We start from the raw sequence: 15,208 nt of genomic DNA on the forward strand, positions 1-15,208 counted from the left end.
AATGAGCGTATTAATTAATAAAGACACCAAAGTTTTAGTCCAAGGCTTTACAGGCAAGAACGGTACATTCCACTCTGAACAGGCTATTGCCTACGGCACTAAAGTTGTTGGTGGAGTAACACCGGGTAAAGGTGGTCAATCACATCTGGATCTGCCAGTATTTAATACTATGCGTGAAGCGGTGCAAGAAACTCAAGCTGATGCTTCTGTGATTTATGTGCCTGCACCTTTTGTCCTCGATTCTATTGTAGAAGCTGTTGACTCAGGTATTGAGCTGATTGTTGTGATTACTGAAGGCGTACCAACATTGGATATGCTAAAAGCTAAACGTTATCTGGAAACCAATGGTAATGGTACGCGTCTGATCGGTCCAAACTGTCCGGGTATCATTACGCCAGGCGAGTGTAAGATCGGGATTATGCCGGGTCATATTCATCAGCCAGGTAAGATCGGCATTATCTCACGTTCAGGTACTTTGACTTATGAAGCGGTTGCACAAACCACTAAATTAGGTCTTGGACAGTCAACCTGTATCGGAATCGGTGGTGATCCGATTCCAGGCATGAACCAGATTGATTGCTTGAAACTGTTCCAGGAAGACCCGCAAACTGAAGCCATTATCATGATTGGTGAAATTGGCGGTACTGCGGAAGAAGAAGCAGCTGAGTATATCCAGTCGCATGTGACCAAGCCGGTGGTAGGTTATATCGCTGGTGTAACAGCGCCGAAAGGTAAGCGTATGGGTCACGCAGGTGCCATCATTTCTGGCGGTAAAGGAACTGCTGAAGAGAAGTTTGCAGCTTTTGAACGCGCGGGAATGGCGTATACACGTAGTCCTGCAGAGTTGGGTTCAACCATGCTTGAGGTTTTGAAAGAAAAAGGTTTGGCTTAATTTATTAAGCTGATAAAAAGCCCTCAATATTGAGGGCTTTTTTATAATTGCTGCAAAAGGAGATTAAAGTCTAACTAAATGATAATTCGAAAATTGAGTATTTAGTTATCTATACCAGCTTTAGCTTTCAGGCTTTGAGTCATCCCATTGATGTCACCACCCTGAATGCCTAATTCACTCATCAGGCTATCAATTAAAGGTGCCTGGCTACGATAACGCAAAGCACTATTCACCACCTGATCGGAGAGAGCAACATTGCTGCCTTCATGATGGGCATCTGCCTGACAAGAACCCGCATGTGTGCCATGTAAACCATTGACTTGCAAAATCTTGATGTCATCAATGTTTTCCATAGGCTTAACACTTTCACGAATGATTTCAGGCAGGTATTTCAGCATGGCTAGCCGGATTTGCATTTCCACCTGTTCAGATGACAGTACATTATTTGCTTCATTCACTGCACGGGTACCTTCAGCATCGACCTGATACTGTTTCTCCATTGCTTGAGCAAGTAATACTTTGGCATCCGCTTCACCTTTAGCTTTTAGGCGAACTTTTTCAGCTTCGGCTTCAGCGGCAATACGAACCGCTTCTGCATCATCAGCTGCTGCCTGTTTGCCAGCCTCTGCTGCAACGGTAATGGCAATTGCATCTTTCTCAGCCTGTTCTTTCGCAGCCACAAGTTCAACCGCTTTTTGACGTTCTGCTTGCTGGATCTGACGGACAGTAACGACTTCTTCTTCCGCTTTAACCGCTTGAGCACGTGCCTGATCAGCTAAAGCTTTGGCTTCAGATTCAGCACGAGATTTTTCTGCAATCGCAATCGCACGATCCTGTTCAGCCAGCTCAATGGTTTTCTTCTGTTCAACTTGAGCTTTTTGAATGAGCTGGGCTTTCTGAATGTTTTCATTTTCAACATCACGAGCTGCCAGAATACGTTTCAGTTCTACTTCACGTTCAGCAGCAATGCGAGCTTCTTCCGCTTCACGTTTTTTTGCAGCTTCCTGAGCTGCAATTTCAGCTAACTGTTCAGCGCGGCGAATCGAAATTTCACGTTCCTGTTGCAGCTTGGCATATTCTTCTTCACGGATAATTTGTAGACGTGCTTGCTCGGCTTCCAGATTTTTGGCTTTAATGGCCAGATCTGTATCCTGTTCAATATGATTACGCTTACGGCGACGATCTTCAATCGTTTCAGTGAGTTTGGTCAAACCTTCAGCATCGAAAGCATTTTGTTGTTTAGCCTGTTGTGGATTGAAATATTTAAAGCCAGTTTGATCTAAGCCAGTTAAAGAAACAGTTTCCAGTTCCAGACCATTTTTGTGCAGATCTTCAGATACCACTTGCTGTACTTTTTGTACGAAGTCGACCCGTTTTTCATGTAATTCTTCCATGGCCATTTCAGCGGCAACGGCGCGTAAAGAGTCGACAAATTTCCCTTCAACCAGATTCTTTAATTCATTTGGCGACATGGTCTTTTGACCAAGAGTTTGTTCTGCCGTAGCAATCGAATCAGCCGTTGGTTTCACACGTACATAGAATTCAGCCATCACATCGACACGCATGCGATCACGGGTAATCAGCGCCTGATCATCGGCACGACGGACTTCCAGCCGTAGGGTATTCATATTGACGGGAATGATTTCATGTAGCACTGGTAGCACCAAAGCTCCGCCACCTAGAATCACTTTTTCACCACCCCAACCGGTACGTACAAAGGAAATCTCTTTACTGGAACGACGGTATAAACGCGCAATGATTAATCCGAAGGTGACTAGGCCAACGAATATAATCCCCGCAATAATCAAAACATTATATAAATCAAAATTTAGCATTGTTATAAAGTCTCTTTGGGCAAGCTTAATTTTTATAGGAAATTGGTTTAATTAAAGTTCAATAGCCTGAAAGCCATTTTTAGTTTTTTGAGTCAAAACCACTGTCTGACCTTGATTAAATATTTCATTGCGTTCAGGTTCGACCAGCACATAATGGGTCTTACCATGCTGATCCTGAACTTTGGCCTGAGCAGGGGAGTTAGCTTTGGCATCTCCCAGAATAATCGTGGCGGTTCGTCCGATCAGTTCATCGCTATAGATCGCGATGGTTTCATCCTGAGGCAGAATTTTGGCAGCAAGCACGGACAGCCCACGTACAATCGGCATGCATAAAAATAAACAGGCAGGGGAAATAATCCATGCATTTAAAAGCTGACTGGTAAATCGTTCGAACAGGCCTTGGATCAATAAACCGCTCAGACCATAACTGGTCAGGAAAATAATGAGCCAGATAAAGAGAGGCAGGCGACCCAGATAAAGCCAGTCGAATACTTTATTGAACAGGCCGGTCTGCTGATCAATACCTACTTCCGGATGAAGCGGTTCTTCAGGCAGAAATTGTTCGAACATATTCTGGGAACCACCTCCTAGCATCAGCAAGACACATTCCAAGGCAGCAAACATCAGCATCAGGCTTAAACTGATACTAAATACAATGTTGGAAGGATGAATGAACAGTTCCCACATGAGTTTCTGTCTCTAATTATGGTTTTATAGAAATTTTATGACCCTGTTAAAGATAACAGTTATTAATAAAATTGTAAGCAAAAAACAACAAAAATCCCAATCGGGATAGCTTGATAAAATCCAAAATTTAACAATATGTGATGAGCTTTTCTTAGCTGCAAATAAATGTCGACTATTTTATAGGTGGGCGAATCTGAGGTTTTATCTCAAGAATAGAAAAGCAATTGTGTACATTTGCTTTTCTGTCCCTAGGTAGATGTATAAAAGCATTAAAGGATGGCGGTCTGGATACGGACTTTCATTTCTAGGGCTTGTTGCAGGATATAGTTCTTCATCCATTGCACCTGTTCGCCCATTGGATTGGTTTTTACTGCAGTCTCCAGAAATTTAAGTTCAGGCTGATTAAATAGTTGTTCATCGAGAGCCTGTTCCAATGCCTGAGTATTTGCAGACAAAGGAAGGGCCACCAAGAAAAAGGCTTTAGGATAGTTATAGAAAGCATAAAGCAGATTGAAAGCTTTTTGATCACTTCTCAGATTGCCGGCACCTATTTCGTAACCTGCCTGCTGGTTGCTATAAGTCATACCGAGCAGGTATTCCCATTGACCGTTCAGCTTACGCAGGCCAAACTGCAGGCCAATCTGATCCGCGGTCAATTCATGCTGGATATAAATGTTTAAAGGACTGCCATCTTCAGTATAGGGTTCCTGAAGAACCAAAATATGTTGCTGGTGCTGGTAAATAAAACCGGCAAGTTTTGCCTGTTCCAGACGAGATTTTAAAGTATCTAAATCAAATTCGTTATAAGGCATACATAGTTTATAAATTGGAAGAACTAATCCTACTCTAATTTTTTTTCACCACGATGTGAACTGTCCGTTTAGATGATTAATATATCATTTCATTGCTAAAAGTAATCTTCCAGAGTGCTTTGACTAAACAATCAATTGTCTTTATTTAGCTAAGCTATCAGATTCATAAAAACTGATAGTTGATATTAGTGAATTTTTATATGACGTTTTAATATATGAATATCACAAAACAAGCAATCGTTATGAAAAGTTAATCACTATAATGAATATAAATTTTATAAAGTGTAATAAGTACACGTGTAATACGCAGGTTGTCCATGTCATTAAATGAGGAAAGACTTACTCATCTTAAACAGCTTGAAGCTGAGAGTATTCACATCATTCGCGAAGTTGCTGCCGAGTTTGAAAATCCGGTTATGCTTTATTCAATCGGTAAAGATTCAGCAGTTATGCTGCATTTAGCACTGAAAGCGTTTTATCCTGCAAAACTTCCATTCCCGCTACTTCATGTAGATACCGGCTGGAAATTCAAAGACATGATCAAGTTCCGTGATAACATGGCCAAAGAACATGGCTTTGATCTGATCGTGCATCAGAACAAAGAAGGTCGTGATGCGGGCGTAAACCCATTCGACTATGGTAGCTCTAAATATACTGACATTATGAAAACCCAAGGTCTGAAACAGGCACTGGATAAATATCAGTTTGATGCTGCTTTCGGTGGTGCACGTCGTGACGAAGAAAAATCACGTGCCAAAGAACGTGTTTATTCATTCCGTGACTCTAAACACCGTTGGGATCCGAAAAACCAGCGTCCAGAACTTTGGAATCTTTATAACGGTAAAGTGAACAAAGGCGAAAGTATTCGTGTATTTCCATTGTCTAACTGGACTGAGCTAGACATCTGGCAATATATCTACCTTGAAAATATCAAACTTGTTCCATTGTACTTAGCTGCTGAACGTCCAGTCGTTGAGCATAATGGTACGCTAATCATGGTTGATGATGAGCGTATGCGCCTGAATCCAGGCGAAGTGCCACAAATGAAATCGGTTCGTTTCCGTACTTTAGGTTGTTACCCATTAACAGGTGCGGTTGAATCAACTGCAACAACTTTACCGGAAATTATCCAGGAAATGCTTTTAGCGACCACATCTGAACGTCAAGGCCGTATGATCGACCATGACGAAGCAGGTTCGATGGAAAAGAAAAAGCAGGAAGGTTACTTCTAAGAGAAATCTCCCCCGGCCCCTCTTTTTCAAAGAGGGGAGAAAAAAGTCTCCCTTAACAAAGGGAGATTTAGAGGGATTAAAAGAAACCGATTTCAACGTATTTGTGGAGCTATGAGCGATGTCTCACCAATCAGAACTTATTAGCCAAGATATTTTGGCTTATTTGAAACAGCACGAAAATAAAGACTTATTGCGTTTCCTGACTTGCGGTAACGTGGATGATGGTAAATCAACCCTGATCGGCCGTCTGCTTTATGATTCAAAACTGATTTATGAAGATCAGCTGCAAGCGGTTACCCGTGACTCTAAAAAAGTCGGTACTACTGGTGATGCTCCTGACTTGGCACTGCTTGTCGATGGTCTGCAAGCTGAACGTGAGCAGGGTATTACCATTGACGTAGCTTACCGTTATTTCTCTACTGAAAAACGTAAGTTCATCATTGCCGACACCCCAGGGCACGAACAGTACACTCGTAACATGGCAACTGGTGCGTCTACTGCGGATCTTGCAATTATCCTGATCGATGCGCGTTACGGTGTTCAGACTCAAACACGTCGTCACTCATTTATTGCGAGCCTATTAGGTATTCGTAATATCGTGGTTGCAGTGAACAAAATGGACCTGGTTGAATTCTCTGAAGCACGCTTCAATGGAATTCAGGCTGAATACAACGAGTTCGTGAACCAGTTGGGCGATCGTAAACCTGAAAATATTGTGTTCACGCCAATTTCTGCATTGAACGGTGATAATGTTGTAAACAAATCACCAAATACGCCGTGGTACCAAGGTCAGACCTTAATGGAGACTTTGGAAACTGTAGAAATTACACGTAATACCAGCAAAGACGAATTCCGTTTCCCAGTTCAGTACGTTAACCGTCCTAACCTCGACTTCCGTGGTTTCTGCGGCACCATCGCATTGGGTGAAGTGAAAGTTGGCGATGAAATTATTGCTCTGCCATCTGGCAAGAAATCAACAGTGAAAGAAATTGTCACTTTTGACGGTAATCTGGATCATGCTGTTGCGGGTCAAGCTGTTACTTTAACACTGAACGATGAGATCGATATTTCACGTGGTAACGTGTTGGTGAAAGCTGGCGAACAACCGCTGATTTCACGTTCTGCTCGCGCATCTGTGGTCTGGATGAACGATCAGCCATTAGTGGTTGGCAAACTTTATAACGTGAAGTTTGGTACGCAAACCATTCCTGCGAAAGTTGCGAAAATTAACTACCGTACCAATGTAAATACATTGGAAAAAATGCAGGTTGAGCAGCTTGATCTGAATGCGATTGCTGACGTAACGATTGAATTTGATGCGCCAGTGGTATTCGACCGTTACCAAGATAGCCGTTACACAGGTTCATTCATCTTCATCGACCGTCTAAGCAACGTGACTGTTGGTGCGGGTATGGTTGAAGCTGCAGTGGAATGGACTGCACACAACGAGCCTGTGACTGCCGAAGCACGTGCTGCACGTTTAGGTCAAAAACCTGCTGCGGTCACTGTAACTGCGAAAGCACTGGAAAATGCTCAAGCACTTGAAAGCCTGTTGATTCAGCAAGGTGTAGTTGCAATTGCGAAAGCGGGTCTGACTGATGTACAGGTTGCACTTGTACGTGAAACAGGTGTGGTGGTGATTACTGACCTTGCAGAAGGTACAGATGTAACTTACACAGCCGATGCAGTTGAAGAACTGGCTGAGAAAATTGTGGAATTGGTTCGTCTATAAGACTGGCTGATTTTAAGAAAAACCCGCTGAAAGGCGGGTTTTTCAATGCATTAAAAGAAAATTATGTTGATAGGGTTTTTGAATGAGTCTAAAGTGATAATTTAAATATTAAAGACAAAATATAAGTTTAAAAATTGAGAATAAAATGAAAATGGTTATATTTTTACTAATATTCTGTGTATTGGTATCTTGTGGTAAAACAAAACAGCAAGTATTAGATGAACTCAATAGGGATGTTGAATCGCATTGTTTTGACTTCTCAGACGCTGCTTTTTGGGGGTGGTATGGTGCAGTCGCTTCAATTAAAAAAGGCATAACTGAGCCAAATTTAGATTTGTATGAAACGTTTGGGCGTAGTTTTACATCAAGAAATAAACTTGAGCAGGGCGATTTAACCGCAGAAGAGCAAGTGGAAATTAGAAAAGAAGAAGAAAGCCGGATGAAAGGTTTTAACTATGGATTCAGTGAAGCTATCAATTATATGTTGGAAACAAAAGACACTGATATCACATCTATAATGAGAAAATATAGTAGCTTGAATATGACAGAGGTATATAAGCGAGGATGTATAAATACAAATCTGGAGCACAACAGAAAGAGGGTAGATTTAGAATTTGTTAATTAAGATTTGAATTTCTAGCTGCAGTAAATCAATTTCACCTTTAATTAATTTTGCAGCTGCATCACGTCCATCAGTAATATGTTCTAAATTATCTGCTAGTGTATAAGTGGTTGAAAGTTTTCTATGTAATTCACTTAATTGTCCAAGTGCTTGTTGTACTTCTTTACGCTCTGCTTGTGTCATGCCTGTTAGGAGCATGTCTCTTATTTTCCCCATAAAAACAACTCAAAAAGAAAATATGATTGAATGTTACATGATTTGATAATTATTTTAATGGTGATAAGATATATCTTAATTAAATTTAAGATATATCTTTGTTATGTCAAGTATTCCTGATTCTGTCATTTCAGAAGAACGAGAAAACTCTCCCAAGCCACGTAAACGCCTCTTTGAAGCAGGGCAGATGAAGCTATTGGTACTGCATTTTGTGGCGCAGAACCCTAAATATAGCTATGACATTATCAAAGACGTGGCAGCGCTCGTAGGCGGAAACTATAAGCCGAGTACAGGTACGATTTGCCCAACTATTAATTATCTGGAAGAACAGCAGTTCATCACCTCAAAAATCACGACAGATGAACGTAAACGCTACAGCATTTCCTCTCAAGGCATTGAACATCTCGCAGCTCATAAAGACGCTATTGAGCTGATCCTGAGTCGCTTTGAAACCCGTCGACGTATTCAGACTGATGAGCGTTATAGTGATATCAACCAAGCGATGGAGAGCCTGAAAGCGTCTCTACGTTTAAAACTGCAAACAAACATGAGTGTTGAACAGATCAAAGAAATCGCCGATCAGATCGAACAGGCTGCAGCTAAGATCATCCATTTATAAAAGTGCGATATGAAGCAAACCGTGAAAGCACAAAATCAACTTAAAGAAGAGAAGTAAGTAAGAAGGTCATCTATGAGCAATAATCTCCCAAAATTCCACCCGAAACATCTGAATTGGCTGATGCCACTGATTCTATCTGGCATTATGAGTGGCGCGATTTCCTGCTTTAATATGCTGCTGAATAAAGGTTGGAGCGATGCGTTTATCTCGCTATGGTTACATGCTTGGGGGCTGTCATGGCTGGTGGCATTTCCACTGATTCTGCTTGTATTGCCGCTGGTACGCAAATTTCTGATGCAGTTTGTGCAGATGTCAGATCAATCTGCTAAATAAGAAATTGCTTATTCGAATCAGTCGGAATCGGATGACTTATTCAGAACTTGAGACAAAATAGATTTCATTTCAGTCAGGCTTTTCACACCAGCAATGCGTTGAATGATCTGCCCATTTTTAAAGATCAGGGTAGAGGGCAAGCCATAGACGTTATAGCGTAAGGTCAGAATCGGTGATTGATCGACATTGACCTTGCCGAACTTAATTTCTGGGTTATGCCCAGCATATTGTGCTGCCAGTTCCTCAAAAACCGGAAAATTCTGTACGCAAGGCTTGCACCAGTCAGCATAGAAACGGATTACAGCAAAGCCTTCAAACCATTCGAAGTCACTGTAATTATCTTCATTGTAGGCGATGACTGCTGACATGAATTTGCTCTCATCATTTCAAAATTAAGATTTAAACCAGCTCATAGTGAGTTCAGCCTGACCGGTATTTTCATCAACTCCCTGAGTGATCATCTTAAAACCCTGCTTTTGGTAAAAATGAACTGCTGATGTATTTGCAGCATAGACACTTAAATGCAGCTGATCACATTGCCGTTTTAAGAAATCAACTAAACGGCGGCCATAGCCAGCACCTTGCTGCTCAGGATCAATGAAAAGTGCAGCTAATACATTTTCCGATTTTAATAATGAAACAAAGCCAAGCACCGTATGATTTTCTTTAAGGACATAGTTTTCTGCTAAGGGTAAATATACATCTCGCATTGGAAGTAGCTGATTTTCCCAATAACTAGCAGGAATAAAATCATGCGCCTTTAAAGAAGCCTGGAACCAGATTTCAAGAATAGCGTCGATATCCTCGGTTTTCGCTTTTGTAATTATTGTCATCAGTGGTCTTATATCAATTTATTAAATAGGCAGCTGATTATACATAAGTCCATGCTGCTTCAATCCATAGCATTTCTATGTTCAAATAAGTTCGAAAAATATGAAACGTGAATATTAGGGAAAGAATCCATGACGCAACAAAGCATGCAACAAGTCATCATTACAGAACCGGGTGGTGTAGAGAAACTCGCTTATGAAACGGTTGCCATCCCTGAACCTAAAGCAGACGAAGTGCTGGTTAAGGTACATGCTTTCGGGATTAACCGTCCGGATATCTTGCAGCGTCAGGGCTTGTATCCAATGCCTAAGGGCGTGACTCCTGTACCGGGTCTGGAAGTTACCGGTGAAGTGGTCGCAGTCGGGAGTGAAGTAAGCCAGTTTAAAGTAGGTGACAAAGTCTGTGGTCTGACCAATGGCGGTGGTTATGCAGAATATTGCGTCGTGCCGGAGAGTCAGACTTTAAACATTCCTGAAGGCGTGAGCTTTGTACAGGCTGCAGCGATTCCTGAAACCTTTTTCACTGTATGGGTAAATGTGTTCCAGATGGGTAAGGCTAAGGCAGGAGAGACTGTGCTGATTCATGGCGGAACTAGCGGAATCGGAACCACGGCCTTAATGCTGTGCAAATCTCTAGGCATCAAAACCTTTGCGACAGCAGGCAGTGATGAAAAAATCCAGGCGATTTCACACCTGACCACAGGAATCAATTACAAGACCCAAGACTTTGAGCAGGTCATCAATGAAGCTACGGATAATGCCGGTGTAGATGTGATTCTGGATATGGTGGGTGCGCCGTACCTAGAGAAAAATCTGAATCTGCTGCGTCGTGATGGTCGTCTGGTGTATATCGCATTCCTGGGCGGTGCTAAGGCTAAGGAGGTAAAATTGGGTCAAATCATGATGAAGCGTTTGACCATTACCGGCTCTACTATGCGTGCACGCAATACGGCTGAGAAAGCTGAAATTGCCCAAGGCCTGAAAGAGCATGTGGCGCCACTCTGGGCAAAAGGTGAATGTTTACCGATGATTTATAAAACCTTCAAGTTTGACCAGATTCAGGATGCGCATGCAGCGATGGATACAGGTGAACATATCGGTAAGATTGTGGTGGAAATCATCTAATTATTCTTGTGATAGAAATACTAAAAGCCAACTTTTGTTGGCTTTTATTTTGCATAAAAAACGATAAATAATTTAAATTAATTGCTTGAAATAGGAGTATAAATTTTAAAAAACGGTAAAAAGTGTCGATTGTTCGACACAACCTGTCAAAACTGAGGAGTAAATTAGCGCTTAAATATAATCTGACTAAATTGTTTGGTATTTGATGAAATGTCACGTATTAAAAGGAAGTATATTATGAAGATAGTGTCGGCCCCTTATACGCATGAACATGGCTTTCGTGCATTGAAGCGTTTGCATAAAGCGATTATCCGTAATCAGTTACTTCGTTCCGATTTACACAAGCTGTATCAAGCCATGTTGCATCTGGAACGCTATATGGAACGGCTGAGCCACTCAGCACCAAAACCTCACTACAAACGTCGTAAAAAATCTTAAAAAACATCTTGCCTATTAGCCTTAAGTTGAAGTGAATAACTCTAATCTTGTTTTTATTTGGCTGTATAATTTTCCCATAATTTAAAAATTCTAAGCAAATGATTCATTGTGCTGCACAAGCGGCACGAAGAGGGTATTTATGAAGGGCAATGCGTCAACGCATGAGCGCCTCGCAGACCGTTTGGCAAATATTTTAACCAAACTTAATATAGGGCATCAGTTAAGTGTACAGGAGCTGGCACGAGAATTTCAGGTCAGCACCCGTACCATTGAGCGTGATTTTGTTCGTCTGAATGCGTATTTACCGCTCATACAGGATCAAAATACCAAACGCTATTATCTTGAGCCTTCATATTTAGGGCGTTTCAAGTTGCAGGATATCCAGAATTTTGCACAGTTGTCCGGAATCAGTGAGCTGTATCCGGCACTGGATATGTCTTTTATTCGTGAATTGCTGGATGAGCGGGCAAATCAGGTATTTTCGGCAAAAGGCTATTATTTTGAAGATGCCAAACAGTTTGCCGAGCATTTCAAGCTGCTTGCAGGGGCGATCTATAAACGGCAGCAGGTTGAGCTGCAATATTCCGATCAAGCACGAATCATCCAGCCATACCGGTTGATTCATCATCATGGCATCTGGTATCTGGCTGGTGTCACTGAAGCTGAACTTAAAACTTATCGTTTAAGTCAGTTGCAGGAAGTCAAACTGGTTTTTGAAAATGAAAGCTTTGAGCATGATCCTGAAGTTCTGAAAATGCTGGCAGATGAAGACAGCATCTGGTTTGGTCAGCAAAAACAGCAGGTTTTGATGAAGGTGCAACCTGAAGTCACGGTATTTTTTAAAGAGCGCCGTTTATTTCCGGAACAGCAGATCGAACAGGAATCAGAGTCTGGAGAATTGTTAATTAGTTGTCAGATTCGTCATGAAATGCAGTTATTGCCACTGGTACGTTACTGGCTACCGTATGTAAAGATCATTGAGCCGATTCATTTTCAGGAAAAACTGGAACAGGATCTGGAAGGTTATTTACGCTCTGCTGGATAATATTTTGAAAGCAGAGCAGGTTGGCGAATGCTTATAGAATTCTATTGAGAATTAGATTTAGCAAATTACAGGCATAAAAAAACCAGCTTTCGCTGGGTTCTTTATTTGCACCATCTTCAGTAGTAGAAGAATGGTGCCCGAGGCCAGACTCGAACTGGCACGCTTTGTGGGCGGGGGATTTTAAATCCCCTGTGTCTACCGATTTCACCACTCGGGCTTTAACAAGATTGGAGGCGGAGGTCGGAATCGAACCGGCGTCCACGGAGTTGCAGTCCGCTGCATGACCACTCTGCCACCCCGCCGCGTCTTGTTGATGCGTATATTATCAAGCTCTGAAAAAAAAACAATAGGATATTCATTTGTATGCGCATAAAAACAGCATATGGCGGAAAATATTCAGAATTATCATGTAGAATGTGCAAAATTGATTCATATCAACACTTGGGAGAAGTGCCGTGGCATTAGTTCTAGACGGTCGTGCATTGGCGAAGCAAATTGAAGCTGACTTGTTAACTCGCGTAGAAGCGCTGAAAGCAAAGTCAGGTCGTACTCCAATTCTTGCGACTATTTTGGTGGGTGACGATGGCGCATCTGCAACTTATGTACGCATGAAAGGCAATGCTTGCCGCCGTGTTGGTATGGATTCATTAAAAGTTGAGCTTCCAAAAGAAACGACTACTGAAGAATTGCTGGCTGAAATTGAAAAATTGAATGCAAATCCGGATGTTCACGGTATTCTGTTACAACATCCGGTTCCTGCACAAATTGATGAACGTGCTTGTTTTGATGCTATCTCGCTTGAAAAAGACGTCGATGGTGTGACTTGTCTGGGCTATGGTCGTATGGCGATGGGTGAAGCAGCTTATGGTTCTGCTACTCCTGCAGGTATCATGACCATCCTGAAAGAAAACAATATTGAAATCGCAGGTAAACATGCGGTAGTGGTTGGTCGTTCTGCGATTCTAGGTAAACCAATGGCAGCAATGTTGCTTGAAGCGAATGCTACAGTGACTATTTGCCATTCACGTACTCAAAACCTTCCAGAATTTGTAAAACAAGCTGACATTATCGTGGGTGCGGTGGGTAAAGCTGAACTGATCCAGAAAGACTGGATTAAACCAGGTGCAGTGGTTGTTGATGCTGGCTTCCACCCACGTGATGGCGGTGGTGTGGGTGATATTCAATTAGTCGGTATCGAAGAAATCGCTTCTGCTTATACCCCAGTTCCGGGTGGTGTAGGTCCTATGACAATCACTACGCTGATTCGTCAAACTGTAGAAGCTGCTGAGAAGGCTTTGGGTTAATTGAAATTTTAATTAGTTACGGCGGAGTTGTATCGTTGTGACTATAGATGTAAGAAGCTCATTCGTTACTTTTGTTTCGGCAAAAGTAACCAAAACCATTTGTCATTCGCAGAACTCGTCATATTTCTTTTGCGTGGTTGATGTGTCGCAAAAACAGGACGAATTAGATTTCAGTCTGCCTCGAACAGCTGCGAATGACGTGGTCATGTATCCGATTAATGTATAAATTCCAATAAAGATATTTTCGCATCAAGGCTTTCTTCATGAGCTGTACTTTCCAATTTCCTAAAGCCCCTGAGCATTTACTTCAAGCCTTACACCAAGTTATTCCTAATTGTGAACTGATGGCACAGCAGCTACCAGAAACACCGATTTCACTCTGGCTGATTCCACCAGTCTTTCCGACAGACAAACTAGATGATGAAGTGATTCGTCGTATCTGGAATGATACGCCGTACTGGATCTTCTGCTGGGCATCAGGATTGGCCATGGCACAGTGGTTGCTGGCTGAACCGCATCATGTCAAAGACAAAGTGGTACTAGATTTTGGTGCAGGATCAGGTGTTGTTGCTATTGCAGCGAAAATGGCAGGAGCCAAACGTGTGATCTGTTGTGATATCGATCAGGTCAGTCTGAATGCCTGTCGTGCCAATGCTGAGTTAAATGATGTTGAGCTGGAATATCTGGATGATCTCTATAAAGCAGAACAGGTGGATATACTGCTAGCGGCAGATGTGCTTTATGATCAGTGTAACCGTTTCTTCCTGGATGAATTCCTGAAATTTGCACCAGAAGTCTGGGTCGCAGATAGTCGGGTGAAAAATTTTAGTCATCCGCAATATCTCAAACTGGATGAACGTAGTGCGACTACCTGGCCAGATCTGGATGAATCACCAGAATTCCGTAATGTCAGCTTCTATCGAACTAAATAACATCCAAGAATTGAAAAAGAAAAAAAGGGCATCAAGCCCTTTTTTATGCTCTGTTTTTATGAGCAGGTATAGCGAATCACACGCACAGTGGTAGGGCGGGCATCTAATGCCTCTCGGGCACCTGGATTTTCACTGTTATATAAATCAGGTGTATTACTCAAGCTGATCTGGGTACGACTATCCCCGAGTTGACGGCCATACTGAACCTGTTCTGGAGTTGGGTTAACTATTTCCTGACTATTGATAATCTGGATATTATAGCTTCTAGTGGTTCCAAGGACTTGTCTGCAAGCAGCCTGTAATCTGTTTTCATCCTGACTTGGTCGTCCTGCTAATGTATAGCTTAAGGTTGCAGAATTTTCTGAACGTTCCAGAATTTCATAACCGGTCTGACCGTTAAATTGTTGAGGCGCCGTCTGACATGCTGTCAGGCCTAAAGTGCCGATAGTTAAACCGAGTAAAAAAACTGTTTTTTTCATCATGATGATTTCCCGTATTTTTATCAGACAAGTATGCCATAGCAACGAAATAGCGGAATGGCAGTAAACATAAAA

18 protein-coding genes and 2 tRNA genes are annotated in these 15,208 nt (G+C 42.0%); 11 read left to right on the forward strand and 9 right to left on the reverse strand.

Annotated elements, in window-relative coordinates; genetic code table 11:
- Position 1 precedes the first annotated feature (1 nt).
- A complete protein-coding gene (sucD, locus tag G5T77_RS09095; protein WP_004782969.1) occupies positions 2 to 892 on the forward strand; it encodes a succinate--CoA ligase subunit alpha in 891 nt (296 codons plus the stop codon).
- Between the two features lie 101 nt (positions 893 to 993).
- Here sucD and G5T77_RS09100 read toward each other — a convergent pair whose 3' ends face one another.
- The 3 genes from G5T77_RS09100 to G5T77_RS09110 form a co-directional block, all read right to left on the reverse strand.
- On the reverse strand, positions 994 to 2,727 hold the full coding sequence (locus G5T77_RS09100) for a flotillin family protein (RefSeq protein WP_166136992.1): 1,734 nt from the start codon (positions 2,725 to 2,727) through the stop codon (positions 994 to 996).
- A 51-nt stretch (positions 2,728 to 2,778) separates the two neighbouring features.
- The gene (locus tag G5T77_RS09105) at positions 2,779 to 3,414 is read right to left on the reverse strand and encodes a YqiJ family protein (RefSeq protein WP_004782965.1); all 636 of its coding nucleotides are present in this window, start codon (positions 3,412 to 3,414) and stop codon (positions 2,779 to 2,781) included.
- A gap of 269 nt (positions 3,415 to 3,683) precedes the next feature.
- On the reverse strand, positions 3,684 to 4,226 hold the full coding sequence (locus G5T77_RS09110; RefSeq protein WP_166136988.1) for a hypothetical protein: 543 nt from the start codon (positions 4,224 to 4,226) through the stop codon (positions 3,684 to 3,686).
- A 317-nt stretch (positions 4,227 to 4,543) separates the two neighbouring features.
- On the opposite strand from G5T77_RS09110, the gene cysD reads away from it, so the two are divergent.
- The 3 genes from cysD (at position 4,544) to G5T77_RS09125 (ending at position 7,815) form a co-directional block, all read left to right on the forward strand.
- A complete protein-coding gene (gene cysD / locus G5T77_RS09115) occupies positions 4,544 to 5,458 on the forward strand; it encodes a sulfate adenylyltransferase subunit CysD (protein ID WP_166136985.1) in 915 nt (304 codons plus the stop codon).
- 118 nt (positions 5,459 to 5,576) lie between these two features.
- On the forward strand, positions 5,577 to 7,190 hold the full coding sequence (gene cysN, locus G5T77_RS09120) for a sulfate adenylyltransferase subunit CysN (protein WP_166136982.1): 1,614 nt from the start codon (positions 5,577 to 5,579) through the stop codon (positions 7,188 to 7,190).
- A 145-nt stretch (positions 7,191 to 7,335) separates the two neighbouring features.
- Positions 7,336 to 7,815, forward strand: a complete 480-nt coding sequence (locus G5T77_RS09125; protein WP_166136979.1) for a hypothetical protein — start codon at positions 7,336 to 7,338, stop codon at positions 7,813 to 7,815.
- Here the strand turns inward: G5T77_RS09125 and G5T77_RS09130 are convergent.
- Positions 7,798 to 7,995, reverse strand: coding sequence for a hypothetical protein (locus G5T77_RS09130; RefSeq protein ID WP_216072703.1), 198 nt, complete (start codon positions 7,993 to 7,995; stop codon positions 7,798 to 7,800). The two genes, G5T77_RS09125 and G5T77_RS09130, sit on opposite strands and share 18 nt — an antisense overlap.
- 136 nt (positions 7,996 to 8,131) lie before the next feature.
- Between G5T77_RS09130 and G5T77_RS09135 the strand changes: the two genes are divergently transcribed.
- Together G5T77_RS09135 and G5T77_RS09140 are read left to right on the forward strand one after the other, a co-directional pair.
- Positions 8,132 to 8,647 carry a PadR family transcriptional regulator gene (locus tag G5T77_RS09135; RefSeq protein WP_166136973.1) on the forward strand — a complete coding sequence of 172 codons (516 nt, stop codon included), beginning with the start codon at positions 8,132 to 8,134 and terminating at the stop codon, positions 8,645 to 8,647.
- 72 nt (positions 8,648 to 8,719) lie between these two features.
- The gene (locus tag G5T77_RS09140; protein ID WP_166136970.1) at positions 8,720 to 8,980 is read left to right on the forward strand and encodes a DUF2798 domain-containing protein; all 261 of its coding nucleotides are present in this window, start codon (positions 8,720 to 8,722) and stop codon (positions 8,978 to 8,980) included.
- A gap of 17 nt (positions 8,981 to 8,997) precedes the next feature.
- On the opposite strand, the gene G5T77_RS09145 is transcribed toward G5T77_RS09140, so the two are convergent.
- Both G5T77_RS09145 and G5T77_RS09150 read right to left on the reverse strand, forming a co-directional pair.
- On the reverse strand, positions 8,998 to 9,348 hold the full coding sequence (locus tag G5T77_RS09145; protein WP_166136967.1) for a thioredoxin family protein: 351 nt from the start codon (positions 9,346 to 9,348) through the stop codon (positions 8,998 to 9,000).
- Between the two features lie 24 nt (positions 9,349 to 9,372).
- Positions 9,373 to 9,813: an N-acetyltransferase gene (locus tag G5T77_RS09150; protein ID WP_166136964.1), complete on the reverse strand. Its 441-nt coding sequence runs from the start codon at positions 9,811 to 9,813 to the stop codon at positions 9,373 to 9,375.
- 129 nt (positions 9,814 to 9,942) lie between these two features.
- Here G5T77_RS09150 and G5T77_RS09155 point away from each other — a divergent pair, with 129 nt between their 5' ends.
- From G5T77_RS09155 to G5T77_RS09165, 3 genes are all read left to right on the forward strand, one after another.
- Complete coding sequence (locus G5T77_RS09155; RefSeq protein ID WP_166136961.1) at positions 9,943 to 10,935, forward strand: NAD(P)H-quinone oxidoreductase; 993 nt, start codon at positions 9,943 to 9,945, stop codon at positions 10,933 to 10,935.
- A gap of 237 nt (positions 10,936 to 11,172) precedes the next feature.
- On the forward strand, positions 11,173 to 11,373 hold the full coding sequence (locus G5T77_RS09160; RefSeq protein WP_159123322.1) for a hypothetical protein: 201 nt from the start codon (positions 11,173 to 11,175) through the stop codon (positions 11,371 to 11,373).
- Between the two features lie 139 nt (positions 11,374 to 11,512).
- Complete coding sequence (locus tag G5T77_RS09165) at positions 11,513 to 12,418, forward strand: WYL domain-containing protein (protein ID WP_166136958.1); 906 nt, start codon at positions 11,513 to 11,515, stop codon at positions 12,416 to 12,418.
- Positions 12,419 to 12,549: 131 nt separating this feature from the next.
- On the opposite strand, the gene G5T77_RS09170 is transcribed toward G5T77_RS09165, so the two are convergent.
- Positions 12,550 to 12,635: transfer RNA gene (locus G5T77_RS09170), tRNA-Leu, on the reverse strand.
- Positions 12,636 to 12,646: 11 nt separating this feature from the next.
- Positions 12,647 to 12,720 (reverse strand) — tRNA-Cys (locus tag G5T77_RS09175).
- A gap of 153 nt (positions 12,721 to 12,873) precedes the next feature.
- On the opposite strand from G5T77_RS09175, the gene folD reads away from it, so the two are divergent.
- Positions 12,874 to 13,722 carry a bifunctional methylenetetrahydrofolate dehydrogenase/methenyltetrahydrofolate cyclohydrolase FolD gene (folD, locus tag G5T77_RS09180; protein WP_034704935.1) on the forward strand — a complete coding sequence of 283 codons (849 nt, stop codon included), beginning with the start codon at positions 12,874 to 12,876 and terminating at the stop codon, positions 13,720 to 13,722.
- A gap of 263 nt (positions 13,723 to 13,985) precedes the next feature.
- A complete protein-coding gene (locus tag G5T77_RS09185; RefSeq protein ID WP_034704932.1) occupies positions 13,986 to 14,654 on the forward strand; it encodes a 50S ribosomal protein L11 methyltransferase in 669 nt (222 codons plus the stop codon).
- A 56-nt stretch (positions 14,655 to 14,710) separates the two neighbouring features.
- On the opposite strand, the gene G5T77_RS09190 is transcribed toward G5T77_RS09185, so the two are convergent.
- On the reverse strand, positions 14,711 to 15,133 hold the full coding sequence (locus G5T77_RS09190) for a hypothetical protein (RefSeq protein WP_205683240.1): 423 nt from the start codon (positions 15,131 to 15,133) through the stop codon (positions 14,711 to 14,713).
- Between the last annotated feature and the right edge of the window lie 75 nt (positions 15,134 to 15,208).

Source organism: Acinetobacter sp. GFQ9D191M (assembly GCF_011174875.1).
Classification (GTDB): Bacteria; Pseudomonadota; Gammaproteobacteria; order Pseudomonadales; family Moraxellaceae; genus Acinetobacter.